Origin of the sequence: Streptomyces sp. NPDC007905, assembly GCF_042959345.1 — a bacterium.
Classification (GTDB): Bacteria; Actinomycetota; Actinomycetes; order Streptomycetales; family Streptomycetaceae; genus Streptomyces.
The window spans coordinates 725971-738700 of the sequence record NZ_JBIBKS010000001.1 but is presented as its reverse complement, the minus strand read 5'-3'; the positions used below and the strand labels follow the sequence as shown (position 1 = coordinate 738700).

13 protein-coding genes and 1 riboswitch are annotated in these 12730 nt (G+C 72.4%); of the genes, 8 read left to right on the top strand and 5 right to left on the bottom strand.

Features of this window, described 5'->3' with window-relative positions; translation table 11 throughout:
- Positions 1-5: 5 nt before the first annotated feature.
- The 5 genes from ACFZDC_RS03525 to ACFZDC_RS03505 all read right to left on the bottom strand — a co-directional run bounded on the left by ACFZDC_RS03525 (position 6) and on the right by ACFZDC_RS03505 (position 4861).
- Positions 6-1007 carry a proline racemase family protein gene (locus tag ACFZDC_RS03525; RefSeq protein WP_391319675.1) on the bottom strand — a complete coding sequence of 334 codons (1002 nt, stop codon included), beginning with the start codon at positions 1005-1007 and terminating at the stop codon, positions 6-8.
- A 24-nt stretch (positions 1008-1031) separates the two neighbouring features.
- Positions 1032-1928: a dihydrodipicolinate synthase family protein gene (locus ACFZDC_RS03520; RefSeq protein WP_391319674.1), complete on the bottom strand. Its 897-nt coding sequence runs from the start codon at positions 1926-1928 to the stop codon at positions 1032-1034.
- Positions 1929-2005: 77 nt separating this feature from the next.
- On the bottom strand, positions 2006-3409 hold the full coding sequence (locus tag ACFZDC_RS03515) for an FAD-dependent oxidoreductase (RefSeq protein WP_391319673.1): 1404 nt from the start codon (positions 3407-3409) through the stop codon (positions 2006-2008).
- On the bottom strand, positions 3402-3704 hold the full coding sequence (locus ACFZDC_RS03510) for a 2Fe-2S iron-sulfur cluster-binding protein (protein WP_391319672.1): 303 nt from the start codon (positions 3702-3704) through the stop codon (positions 3402-3404). The genes ACFZDC_RS03515 and ACFZDC_RS03510 overlap by 8 nt, the downstream gene beginning before the upstream one ends.
- Entirely contained in the window at positions 3701-4861 is a 1161-nt protein-coding gene (locus ACFZDC_RS03505; protein ID WP_391319671.1) for an FAD-dependent oxidoreductase, read from the bottom strand. Before ACFZDC_RS03505 ends, ACFZDC_RS03510 begins: the two co-directional genes overlap by 4 nt.
- A gap of 152 nt (positions 4862-5013) precedes the next feature.
- Between ACFZDC_RS03505 and ACFZDC_RS03500 the strand changes: the two genes are divergently transcribed.
- The 8 genes from ACFZDC_RS03500 to ACFZDC_RS03465 all read left to right on the top strand — a co-directional run bounded on the left by ACFZDC_RS03500 (position 5014) and on the right by ACFZDC_RS03465 (position 12706).
- Positions 5014-5136, top strand: a complete 123-nt coding sequence (locus ACFZDC_RS03500; RefSeq protein WP_391319670.1) for a putative leader peptide — start codon at positions 5014-5016, stop codon at positions 5134-5136.
- Between the two features lie 79 nt (positions 5137-5215).
- A complete protein-coding gene (locus ACFZDC_RS03495) occupies positions 5216-6100 on the top strand; it encodes a glutathione S-transferase C-terminal domain-containing protein (RefSeq protein ID WP_391319669.1) in 885 nt (294 codons plus the stop codon).
- A 77-nt stretch (positions 6101-6177) separates the two neighbouring features.
- Positions 6178-6288, top strand: a riboswitch (SAM riboswitch).
- Positions 6289-6643: 355 nt separating this feature from the next.
- Positions 6644-7624 (top strand): ABC transporter permease subunit, encoded by a 981-nt coding sequence (locus tag ACFZDC_RS03490; RefSeq protein WP_391319668.1) that lies wholly within the window; start codon positions 6644-6646, stop codon positions 7622-7624.
- Positions 7621-8436 (top strand): ATP-binding cassette domain-containing protein, encoded by an 816-nt coding sequence (locus ACFZDC_RS03485; protein WP_391319667.1) that lies wholly within the window; start codon positions 7621-7623, stop codon positions 8434-8436. Before ACFZDC_RS03490 ends, ACFZDC_RS03485 begins: the two co-directional genes overlap by 4 nt.
- A gap of 105 nt (positions 8437-8541) precedes the next feature.
- Entirely contained in the window at positions 8542-9561 is a 1020-nt protein-coding gene (locus ACFZDC_RS03480; protein WP_391319666.1) for a transporter substrate-binding domain-containing protein, read from the top strand.
- Positions 9562-9672: 111 nt separating this feature from the next.
- Positions 9673-9987, top strand: a complete 315-nt coding sequence (locus ACFZDC_RS03475) for a putative leader peptide (RefSeq protein ID WP_391319665.1) — start codon at positions 9673-9675, stop codon at positions 9985-9987.
- Between the two features lie 114 nt (positions 9988-10101).
- Positions 10102-11310 carry an LLM class flavin-dependent oxidoreductase gene (locus ACFZDC_RS03470; protein ID WP_391319664.1) on the top strand — a complete coding sequence of 403 codons (1209 nt, stop codon included), beginning with the start codon at positions 10102-10104 and terminating at the stop codon, positions 11308-11310.
- Positions 11311-11329: 19 nt separating this feature from the next.
- On the top strand, positions 11330-12706 hold the full coding sequence (locus ACFZDC_RS03465; RefSeq protein WP_391319663.1) for an NtaA/DmoA family FMN-dependent monooxygenase: 1377 nt from the start codon (positions 11330-11332) through the stop codon (positions 12704-12706).
- Positions 12707-12730 lie beyond the last annotated feature (24 nt).

Here is a 12730-nt window from a genome sequence, read left to right as displayed (position 1 = left end):
GAAGTCTAGAGGACGAACCCCTCCGGGAACGGATCGGTCGGATCGAGCAGGTACTGGGCCGTGCCGGTGATCCACGCGCGGCCGGTGAAGCTCGGCAGGACGGCGGGGACACCGGCGACCTCGGTGGTGCCCAGCAGCCGGCCGGTGAACCGGGTGCCGATGAAGGACTCGTTCACGAACTCGGTGTGCAAGGGGAGTTCGCCTCGCGCGTGAAGTTGCGCCATGCGCGCGCTCGTACCCGTGCCGCAGGGCGAGCGGTCGAACCAGCCGGGGTGGATCGCCATGGCATGCCGGGAGTGGCGGGCGGTGGCGCCGGGCGCGTACAGATGCACGTGGTGGCAGCCGCGGATGGACGGGTCCTCCGGGTGGACCGGCTCCTCCTCGGTGTTGATCGCCTCCATCAGCGACAGCCCGGCCGCGAGGATGTCGTCCTTGCGGGCACGGTCGAAGGGCAGGCCGAACTCCTCCAGCGGCAGGATGGCGTAGAAGTTGCCGCCGTAGGCGAGGTCGTACGTCACCGTCCGCCCGTCGGCGAGCACCGCCTTGCGGTCCAGCCCGACGCTGAAGGACGGCACATTGCGCAACGTGACGTTCGTGGCGGCTCCGTCCTCGACCGCGACCTCGGCCACCACCACGCCGGCCGGGGTGTCCAGGCGAACGGTCGTGACCGGTTCCACGACTTCCACCATGCCGGTTTCGACCAGCGCGGTCGCCACGCCGATCGTGCCGTGGCCGCACATCGGCAGATAGCCGGAGACCTCGATGTAGATCACGCCCCAGTCGCAGTCGGGGCGGCTCGGCGGCTGCAGGATCGCGCCGCTCATCGCGGAGTGCCCCCGCGGCTCGTTCATCAGCAACTGCTTGACCGGGTCCCGGTGTTCACGGAAGTACAGCCGCCGCTCGTTCATCGTCGCGCCGGGTACGGTGCCGATCCCGCCGGTGATCACACGGGTCGGCATGCCCTCGGTGTGCGAGTCGACGGCGTGCAGGACGAGCTTGCTGCGCATCGTGCGGTTCCTTCCCGTAGTCCGTTACGCGAGCCCCGCGGCCATGGCCTTCTCGGTGGCCGCGCGGACCGCGGCCTCCTGCTCCGGCAGCAGCGGGACGCGCGGCGGGCGCACCGGGCCGCCGTACCGGCCGACGACGTCCATGGACAGCTTGATGGCCTGCACGAACTCCACCCGCGAGTCCCAGCGCAGCAGCGGGTGCAGTTGCCGGTACAGGGGCAGCGCGGTGGTGAGGTCCCCGGCCACGGCGGCACGGTACAGGTCGGCCGACGCCCCAGGGAGCGCGTTGGGGTAGCCGGCCACCCAGCCCTTGGCGCCCGCCACGGCCAACTCCAGCAGCACGTCGTCGGCGCCGATCAACAGATCGAGGTCCGGGGCGAGTTCGGAGATCCGGTAGGCGCGGCGGACGTCGCCGGAGAACTCCTTGACACCGTGGATGTGGCCCTCGCCGTGCAGTCGCGCGAGGAGTTCGGGTACGAGGTCCACCTTGGTGTCGATCGGGTTGTTGTAGGCCACCACCGGCACACCCGCCCCGGCGACCTCCGCGTAGTGGGCGAGCACGGACCGTTCGTCCGCGCGGTAGGCGTTGGGCGGCAGCAGCATCACCGCCTCGCAGCCCGCCTCGCCCGCCTGCTCCGCCCAGTGCCGGGCCTCGGCGGAGCCGTACGCGGCGACGCCCGGCATCACCCGTGCACCGCCGATCGCGGCCACGGCCGTCTCCACCACCCTGGCGCGCTCCTCGGGGCTCAGCACCTGGTACTCGCCCAGGGAGCCGTTCGGCACGACGCCGTCGCAGCCGTTCTCCACCAGCCAGGAACAGTGCTCGGCGTACCGGTCGTGGTCGACCGACAGGTCCTCGCGCAACGGCAGCGCGGTGGCGACGAGGACACCGCGCCAGGGGCGGTTCTCCGGGTGGGTCATGAGCGGTCCCCCATCCAATAGGGTGTGACATATTACTGAGGCTTAGCTGTGCAGCCCTGGGAAGGGTGTCGTGCCCGTCAGTCCGGCTTTTCCTCGGGCGGTCCGGCCAGCACGCCGAGCGGAACCGGGCGGGCGAACGGCCGGCGCCCGGGCGTGAGCGGGCAGCCGGACAGCCCGGCCACCGCCGGCCCGCAGATCCGCCCCTGGCACCAGCCCATCCCGGCCCGGGTCAGCAGCTTCACGGTGCGCAGGTCCTCGGCCCCGAGCCCGTCGACGGCGGTGCGGACCTGCCCGGCGGTGACCTCCTCGCAGCGGCACACCACCGTGTCGTCCGTGACCCGGTCGGCCCAGTCCGCAGGCGGGGCGCACACCGCGTCGAGGGCCGCGAAGAACTCCCGCAGGCGGGCGCGGGCCCGGGCGGCCGCGGCCCACCGGCGCGGGTCCGGTACGGCGCCGTGCAGACGGGCGGCGATCGAGCGGCCGGCGATGTGCCCCTCGGCGAGCGCGAGGCCCGCACCGCCGATCCCGGTGGCCTCGCCGGCCGCCCAGACGCCCGGCACATCGGTGCGCTGCTCGGCGTCGACCCGGACGTCCGTCCCGGACAGGGCGCAGCCGAGCGTCTCGGCGAGGTCCGTGTGCGGCAGCATGCCGTGGCCCACCGCGAGGGTGTCGCAGGGGATGCGGCGGGCGCCGCCGGGTGCGAGCCGTCCGTCCCGGTCGAGCGCGGCGACGGTGACCGCCTCCAGCCGGTCGGTGCCGTGCGCCTCCACGACGGTGTGCCGGGTCAGGGTGCGGACACCGTGCCGCAGTAACCGGCCCGCGTACCCGGCACCTTCGGCGAGCTTCCCGGGCTGCGCGGCGAACGCCGGTGCCCGTCGCAGCAGGGCCCTCGGATCGGCGGACTCGACCAGCGCCGCCACGTGGGCACCCGCCGCCGCGAGGCCGGTGGCCACGGGCAGCAGCAGGGGTCCGGTGCCGGCGACCACGGCGGTACGGCCCGGCAGCACCAGGCCGCCCTTGAGCATGGCCTGGGCGCCGCCCGCGGTGACGACACCGGGGAGCGTCCAGCCCGGGAAGGGCAGCACCCGCTCGTAGCCGCCGGTGGCGAGCAGCACGGCGTCGGCGCGTACCGTGACCCCCTCCTCCTGCAGCGGGCCGCGCAGCGCGTGCACCGTGAACGTCGCGGCGCCCGACTCCCTTGTCACGCACCAGACATGGTGATCCGCCAGATGGACCGCGTGCCCCGCGGTGCGGTGCCGGTCGAGGCCGTCCCGCAGCCGTTCCCAGGTGCGCCACTGGTGGTGCAGGGCCTGCGGCCGGCGTGCCCCCAGGGCGGCGGCGGGCTGCCGGTAGAACTGCCCGCCCGCCTGCTCGGCCGCGTCCACGAGGGTCACGCGCACGCCCCGCGCGGCCGCCGCCAGTGCCGCGGCCAGTCCCGCCGGGCCCGCCCCGACGACGGCGAGATGCGGTCGCTCAGTCATCGTCCCCGCCCGTCCCCTCCTGTGTGCGGATCACATCACCCGGTCGTACCGGCACCAAGCAGGCCCGTTGGTTCGCACGGCCGTTGACCGTCACCAGGCAGTCGAAGCACACCCCGATCCCACAGAACACCCCGCGCGGCCGGCCGGCTCCGCGTGCGCCGCGCCAGGAGGTCGTCCCGGCCGCCCACAGGGCGGCAGCGACCGTCCGGCCGGGCAGTGCCGCCACGGGCCTGCCGTCGAAGGTGAAGGTGAAGGCGGCGCCCGCCCTGGCCCGGGCCAGTTCCCGCGGGTTCACCGCGTGGTCCCTCCGTTCGCCTCGAACCGCTCCGGACGGAACGGCGCGAGATCCAGACCGGCCGTCTTCCCGGTCAGCGCCTGGGCGATCAACTGCCCCGTTCCGGTGGCCAGTGCGATGCCGGCGCCCTCGTGGCCGCAGGCGTGATACAGCCCGGGCACCCGGGGGTCGGCGCCGATCGCCGGGAGGTGGTCGGGCAGATAGGGCCGGAATCCCGCGTACGTCCGCAGTGCACGCACCCGCTCCAGGAAGGGGAACAGCGCGATCGCCCCGGCCGCCAGCGCCCGTACCGCGCGAAGGGACAACGAGCGGTCGAAACCGACCCGTTCACGACTCGCCCCGATCAGGACGGGGCCGGCGGCCGTGCCCTCGACGACCGGCGAGGTCCTCAGCGTGGCCGAGTCGCTCGCCACGTCGGCCACGTAGTCCGCGGCGTACACCTTGTGCCGGACCATGCGCGGCAGCGGCTCGGTGACCAGGACGAAGCCGCGCCGCGGGAGGACCGGCAGGTGTACGCCCGCCAGCGCGGCCAGGTCGCCGCCCCAGGTGCCGGCCGCGTTCACCACCGCCGGCGCGTGGATGTCCCCCTGCCCGGTACGGACGCCGAGCACCGTGCCGTCGGCCGCGCGCAGCACCCCGGTCACGGCCCGGCCCGTGTGCAGGCGCGCTCCGGAGGCGTGGAGCAGGTGGGCGGCGGCCAGCGCGGGCATGACCTGCGCATCCTGCGGATAGTGGACACCACCCGCCATGCCGGGGGCCAACCGCGGTTCCAGCTCGCCCAGTTCGTCGGCGCCGACGGGCTCGGCCGTGACACCGGCGGCCCGTTGGCCCTCGGCGAAGTCCGCCAGCGCGCCGAGGGTGCCGGGCGTCGAGGCGACCACCACACCGCCCTTGGGCTCGTACTCGACCGACGCCCCCAGTTCCCCGGCCAGCTCCGCCCACAAGCGGGCCGACAGCAGGGCGAGATCCAGCTCTGGGCCCGGTCCCTTGTCGGAGACCAGCAGGTTGCCCTCGCCGGCGCCGGTGGTGCCGCCGGCCACCGGGCCCCGGTCCACCACCCTCACGTCGAGGCCGGTCCGAGCGGCGTACAGCGCACAGGCCGCGCCCACCATGCCGGCTCCGACCACCACGACATCGCAGGTCAGTCGCTTCGCCACATCAGTACTATGTCACATGTCGCACTCCCTGAGGAGACCCCGCACCGCCCTCGTCACCCGGCCGGAGTCCCAGGCGTGGACGCCCCCTTGACGCCGCGAGGAGACCGGATCGACACTCCTGGGAGGGAATCCTAGTGAACAGGTAGGGAAACATGGTGCGCCTCGGAACGGTCGCCGACCGAGCGGGCCGTACGTCGTTGCGCGCGCCGCTTCTCACCTCCCGCCTGCACATCGACCTGCTGCGTGTCTGCAGCGCGATCAGCCGTCAGCGCTGAGCCGGGCCCACCCTCGCACCCACCCACCGGGAACGCTTCCGTCGCGCGCACGTCCGCGCGCCCGCACCAGGGGAGACGCATGTCCATCACTCCGCTCGCCGCCGTCCCGACCGCCCGCCGCACCGCACCGGCCTTTCGGGGCCGGATCGGCAGGGACGCGCGCAGCGGCCACTACGCGGTGCCGCACCGCTATCGCCTCCATCTGTCCACCGCCTGTCCCGACGGGCTGCGGCTCGCCATCGGCCACAGCCTCCTCGGTCTCGACGCCGGCTGTCCGGTCACCTTCCTGCCCGCCGTACCGGACTGTCCCGGCGGCGGCCACTCGGCCCTGCGGCCGCTGTACGAGGCGAGCGCCCACCACTACACCGGACCGGCCCTCGCCCCGGTGCTCAGCGACGACTGGTCCGGACGCATCGTCAGCACCCACACCCCGGACATCCTGCGCGACCTGGACCGCTTCCCGCGCGACGGCCGGCCCTCTCTGTATCCGTGCGGCACGGAGAGCCAGATCGAAGCCGTCGAACGGCTCTGCGCCGGCATCCAGGGGGCCGCGCAGCGCGCCGGACAGGCCGACTCCGACCCCGCCGAGCGCGCCGCCGCACTGGAGGTGCTGCTGGACACGCTGGGCAGGCTGGAGCGGCACCTGGAGGGGGAGGAGTCCATCATCGACGGCCGGCTCACCGCGGCCGACATCGAACTGTGGGTGTCCCTGGTGCAGTTGGACACCGTGCACCGCTACCACCTCGACGCGTCCGCCGTGCACCGCATCGCCGACCACCCGGCGCTGTGGGCCCACGCCCGCCGCCTGGCCGCCCGGCCCGCCTTCGGCACCCACCTGGACCTGGACGGCATCGCCCGCCGCCACCACGGTCGGTGCCAGGGCCTCGAGGCCGCCGGAGCCGCTGTCCAGATCCTGGACTGGACCACCCACGTCGCGCAGGCACCGGACAGTCACCGCTGGTGAGAGCCGGTCAGGCAGGTCCACCCAACGGACAACCGTTGACATTCGAACGGTCAACTGCCTTACTTGCGGCTCAGAACGGTCATGAGCGTCAGCGCCAAGCCCTGGCTCGCTGACCGGCAACCCTCGCATCGCGGTGGGGTGCCCCAGGTGACGACCGGACCGGACGACGTTTTCGGTAAGCGCGAGGGCCCTGCGGGGCCGGAACAGTGACAGGTGACGCCATGCACGCAGCTCTCCGGACGGCGACGAGCCGCGTCCAGAGTTGCGTGGCGCCGTACGCCGGGCTCCTCGTCGCCGACCGCGCCGTCGATCTGCTCCGCGTCAACAGCGCACTGTGTACCGCATCGGGCCGTGCCCGCTGTCGGGGCTGACCTCCTCTTTCCAGTCCCCGCGTGCCTGACGCACACCGTCTCGGCGGTGTGCCGTTGTCCGCCCAGCCCCCGGTTCCCGCGCGTTCCCGTGTGCCGCCCCGTGCCGTAGCGCCGCCGTGGCCCACACCCGCTCGCCGCGATCCCGGGGTGTCCGACTCCGCCGGAGCCCGCCATGAGTGAACCCCCGGGCGCAGCCTTGTCCCTCGCCGAGGCGCCCACCGTCCACACACCGTCAAAGTCCTTCACCGCGCAGCGGGTTCAGCCGCTGCGCCGGCCCGGCCGGTGGATCGTCACCGCCGTCGTCCTCGTGCTCGTCGCGCAGATCGCACACGGACTCGCCACGAACCCCTTCTACCAGTGGGACCGCTTCCGTTACTGGTTCCTGCGCCCCACCCTCCTCGACGGGCTCGTCGTCACCCTCGAAGTCACCGCGTTCAGCGCCGTGCTGGGCCTGCTCGGCGGCATCCTGCTGGCCCTCGGCCGCCTCAGCGGCAGTCCGGTGCTGCGGGCGGTGAGCTGGACGTACACCTGGCTGTTCCGCTCCGTACCGCTGATCGTCGTCCTGATCTTCCTCTACAACTTCTCCGCCCTGTACAAGACGCTGAGCCTCGGCATCCCCTTCGGACCGGCCTTCGTCACCTTCGACGAGTCCAGGCTCGCCACCGACATGACGGTCGCCGTCATCGGTCTGAGCCTCAACGAGGCGGCGTACGCGTCCGAAGTCGTACGCGGCGGCATCCTCTCCGTCGACCAGGGCCAGCACGAGGCGGCGGCCGCGCTCGGCCTGCCGAAGGGCTACCAGTTCACCCGCATCGTCTTCCCGCAGGCCCTGCGGTCCATCACCCCGAACTACGTCAACCAGCTCATCGGCCTGATCAAGAGCACGTCCCTGGTGTTCTACGTCTCGCTGCTCGACCTGTTCGGCTCGGTGCAGACCATGGGCAGCACCTACCCCGGCGACATCGTGCCGCTGCTGCTCGTCGCCACCGTCTGGTACCTGATCCTGACCAGCGTGGTGTCCGTCGTCCAGTTCTACGTCGAGCGGTACTTCGCCCGCGGTGCCACCCGCAGCCTGCCGCCGACCCCGCTGCAGAAGGCGCGGGCGGGCCTGTGCGAGTTCCGGGCCCGGCTGCGCAGGGAGGCCGCCGTATGACCACCACCGACACCCTGGAGACGACGCCGGCCGCCCTGGAGGTGCACGACGTCCACAAGTGGTACGGCACCCACCGCGTCCTGGACGGCATCGACCTGACCGTCCGCCCCGGCGAGGTCACCGTCGTCATCGGACCCTCCGGCTCCGGCAAGTCCACGCTGCTGCGGGTCATCAACCACCTGGAGAAGCCCGAGATCGGCCACGTCAGCGTCGGCGGCGAACCGATCGGTGTGAGGCGGAACGGGGTGGGGGTCCCCCCGGCCGAAGGCTGGGGGAGGCTCAAGGAACTGAGCGAGCGGGCCATCCTGGCCCAGCGCAGCCGGATCGGCTTCGTCTTCCAGAACTTCAACCTCTTCCCGCACCTGACCGTCCTCGACAACGTCGCCGCGGCCCCCGTCGCCACCGGAAGGCTGAACAGGCCCGAGGCGCGGGAGCTGGCCCGCGAACTGCTCACCCGGGTCGGCCTCGGCGACCGCACCGGCGCCTACCCGAGGCAGCTGTCCGGCGGCCAGCAGCAGCGCGTCGCCATCGCACGCGCCCTCGCCCTGCGACCCGGCATCATCCTCTTCGACGAGCCGACCTCGGCACTCGACCCGGAACTCGTCGGCGAGGTCCTCTCCGTCATCAAGGACCTGGCGACCGGCGGCACCACCCTCGTCATCGTCACCCACGAGATCGGCTTCGCCCGCGAGGTCGCCGACCGGATCGTCTTCATGGACGGCGGAAGGATCGTGGAGCAGGGGCCGCCGGCCCAGGTGCTGGACCGGCCCCGGCACGAACGGACCCGGGACTTTCTGAGCAAGGTCCTGTGAGACGAGCCGAGTTCGGGCAGCCCCGACCGGTCCACCACGAGTTCCCCCCACCCCACCCTCATCACCCTCAGCAGCCTCATCACCCTCTGAACGACAAGGACAGCCATGCCCAGCCACCCTTCCCGACGCAGCCTGATACGCGGCATCGCCGCGGCGACCACCGCCGCCACCCTCGCCACCGGGCTCGCCGCCTGCGGTGGTGACAGCGACGCCGCGACCACGACCGCCGCCGCCGGCACGGTGACCGTGGGCAAGGTGTCCAACGGCGCGGCGACCGAAACCACGCTCAAGGTCTCCGAGGTGAAGTCGATCAGCGCCGAACTGCCCGCGTCCGTCCGCAAGAGCGGCACGCTCCGGATCGCCATCGGTGCCCTGCCCGACGGCTTCCCGCCGCTGGCCTTCGTCGGCTCCGACCAGAAGACCCTCACCGGCGCCGAGCCCGACTTCGGCCGCCTGGTCGCCGCGGTCCTGGGCCTGAGGCCGGAGGTGAAGAACTTCACCTGGGAGAACATGTTCGTCGGCATCGACAGCGGCAGGGCCGACGTCGGCTTCTCCAACATCACCGACACCGAGGAGCGCAAGAAGAAGTACGACTTCGCCTCCTACCGCAAGGACAACCTCGGCTTCGAGGTGCAGAAGAAGAGCACCTGGAACTTCGACGGCAACTACGAGAACCTCGCGGGCAGGACGGTCGCCGTCGACAACGGCACCAACCAGGAGAAGATCCTGCTGGAATGGCAGACCAAGCTGAAGAAGGAGGGCAAGACCCTCACCGTCAAGAACTTCGCCGGCAAGAACGCCACCTATCTGGCCCTCACGGGCGGCAGGATCGACGCGTACTTCGGTGCCAACCCCGGCCTCGCCTACCACGAGAAGCAGTCAGCCGACTCGCCCGCCCCGACCCGCAGCGCGGGCACCTTCTCCGGTGCCGGCACCACCCTGCAGGGCCTGATCGCGGCCACCACGAAGAAGGACAGCGGACTCGCCAAGCCGATCGCGGACGCCGTCAACCACCTGATCGAGAACGGGCAGTACGCCAAGTGGCTGGCGGCCTACAACCTCTCCAACGAGGCCGTCGACAAGGCGAGGGTCAACCCGCCCGGGCTGCCACTGGACAACTCCTGAGGAAAGGTCACACCCGGAGCGGTCACGCGAGTCGAGTGGAGACGTGGGCTGTGCGTCCGGGCCCGCGGCGGCCCAGCGGCACGCGGGCTCGACGACGGCGAGGACGCCTCGGTGACCGACCGGACCGGGACGCCCGAGCGATGGGGCGTCCCGGCCGGGGAGCGGTCGTGGCTCGCGCATCCTGCGGGTGCCCCCGCCCGAAGACACTTGGGGGGCGGGAACATCCGGGGCCGCCCGGGCGTTCCCCGTCATGACGAGATCCGCCAGGCGGACGCCGATCAGGCCCGCCGCGCCCGACGGAGGGAGGTGCCGGCCGTGACACACGCACTCCCGCTGCGCGTCCCTCACGCGTACCGCTCCGTCCGCCTGCACTCCCGGCCGCACATAGACCTCCAGCGCGTCGCCGGCGCGCTCTGTCGCCACTGACTTCTCCCGGTCCCACCTCCCGGGCCCGGGCCCTCACCCTGCCGCGCTCGCCCGCCGCCGACGTCCTGCCGCGCGAGCCGGTGTTCTCGTCCGGACATCCAGGAAGGCACCCACGTGTCCGCAACTCCTCCTTCTTTCCTGCACCTTGCCGTCGCCCTGGACGGCACCGGCTGGCACCCGGCCTCCTGGCGCGAGCCGGTGGCCCGGCCCCGGGACCTGTTCACCGCCGGCTACTGGGCCGACCTGATCACCGAGGCCGAGCGCGGCCTGCTCGACTTCGTGACCATCGAGGACGGCCTCGGCCCGCAGTCCTCCCGCTTCCTCGAGCCGGACGACCGCACCGACCAGGTACGCGGCCGCCTGGACGCCGTGCTCATCGCCTCCCGCGTCGCCCCGCTGACCCGGCACATAGGCGTGGTGCCGACGGTGGTGGCCACGCACACGGAGCCGTTCCACATCTCCAAGGCGATCGCCAGCCTCGACTACGTCAGCACCGGCCGCGCCGGACTGCGCGTGCAGATCACCGCCCGGCCGAACGAGGCCGCGCACTTCGGCCGCCGCACGATCCCGCTGATCGACGCCTACGACAGCCCGGCCGCCCTGGAGCTGGTCACCGAGCTGTTCGACGAGGCCGCCGACTACGTGGAGGTCGTGCGCCGGCTCTGGGACAGCTGGGAGGACGACGCCGAGATCCGGGACGCCGCCACCGGCCGCTTCATCGACCGCGACAAGCTGCACTACATCGACTTCGAGGGCCGCCACTTCAGCGTCAAGGGCCCCTCCATCACGCCCCGCCCGCCCCAGGGTCAGCCGGTCGTCACCGCCCTGGCGCACGACACCGTCCCGTACCGGCTCCTCGCCCGCCAGGCCGACATCGGCTACGTCACCCCGTACGACACCGACCAGGCGCGAGCGATCGTCGCCGAGATCCGCGCCGAGCAGACCGCGGCGGGCCGCGCCGACCAGGTCCTGCACGTCTTCGGTGACCTGGTCGTCTTCCTCGACGACGACCCGGCGGCTGCCCGGGCCCGCCGCGAGCGTCTCGACGCCCTCGCGGGGGAGCCGTACACCAGCGACGCCCGGATCTTCGCCGGTACGCCCGGGCAACTCGCCGACCTGCTGGAGGAGTTGCGGGAGGGCGGCCTGGCCGGCTTCCGGCTGCGGCCCGCCGTGGCCGGCCACGACCTGCCGCGGATCACACGGCACCTCGTGCCCGAACTGCAACGCCGGGGCCTGCTCCGGCACGCCTACGAGGCCGACACCCTGCGCGGCCTCCTCGGGCTCGCCCGCCCCGCCAACCGCTACGCCGCAGCCACCGCCTGAGCCGGAGGGACGCACGACCATGAGCAAGCCGCTGAAGCAGATCCACCTGGCCGCCCACTTCCCCGGCGTCAACAACACCACCGTGTGGAGCGACCCGGCCGCGGGCAGCCACATCGAGTTCAGCTCCTTCGTGCACTTCGCCCGCACCGCCGAACGCGCCAAGTTCGACTTCCTGTTCCTCGCCGAGGGACTCAGGCTGCGCGAGCAGGGCGGGAAGATCTACGACCTGGACGTCGTCGGCCGCCCCGACACCTTCACCGTGCTGGCCGCGCTCGCCGCCGTCACCGACCGGCTGGGCCTGACCGGCACCATCAACTCCACCTTCAACGAGCCCTACGAAGTGGCCCGCCAGTTCGCCAGCCTCGACCACCTCTCCGGCGGCCGCTCCGCCTGGAACGTGGTCACCTCCTGGGACGCCTTCACCGGCGAGAACTTCCGCCGCGGCGGCTTCCTGCCCCAGGAGGAGCGCTACTCCCGCGCCAAGGAGTTCCTGGCCACCGCCGGCGAACTGTTCGACTCCTGGCGCGGCGACGAGATCCTCGCCGACCAGGCCACCGGCACCTTCCTCAGCGACGCCGGGGCCGGCGCCTTCGTGCACCAGGGGCAGCACTTCGACATCCACGGCCGCTTCAACGTCCCGCGCTCCCCGCAGGGCCGCCCGGTGATCTTCCAGGCCGGTGACTCGGACGAGGGCCGCGAGTTCGCCGCCTCGAGCGCGGACGCGATCTTCAGCCGGTACGCCACCCTCAAGGAGGGCCAGGCCTTCTACACGGACGTCAAGGGGCGCCTCGCCACCTACGGCCGCCGACCCGACCAGCTGCTCATCCTGCCCGCCGCGACCTTCGTCCTCGGCGACTCCGACCAGGAGGCCGCCGAACTGGCGCGCGAGGTGCGCCGGCAACAGGTCAGCGGCGCGACGGCCATCAAGCACCTGGAGTTCGTCTGGAACCGCGACCTGTCGGCGTACGACCCGGAGGGCCCGCTGCCCGAGGTCGACCCGCTGGTCGGCGAGGAGCACATCTCCCGCGGCCGCGCCCAGGTGCGGATGTACCGCGACCCGATCGCCATCGCCCGCGAGTGGCGGCAGCTCGCCGAGGCCAACAAGTGGTCCATCCGCGACCTGGTGATCAACACCGGCAACCGGCAGACCTTCGTCGGTTCCCCGGCCACCGTCGCGCAGACCATCAACGACTTCGTGCAGGCGGACGCGTCCGACGGCTTCATCCTCGTCCCGCACATCACCCCCGGCGGCCTCGACGTCTTCGCCGACAAGGTCGTCCCGCTGCTCCAGGAACAGGGCGTGTTCCGCACCGAGTACGAGGGCACCACCCTCCGCGACCACCTGGGCCTCGCCCACCCCGACGCCGACGCCCCGGCCGAGCGGGCCGCATCATGAACTGGTGCTCCGCACTCCCCACGA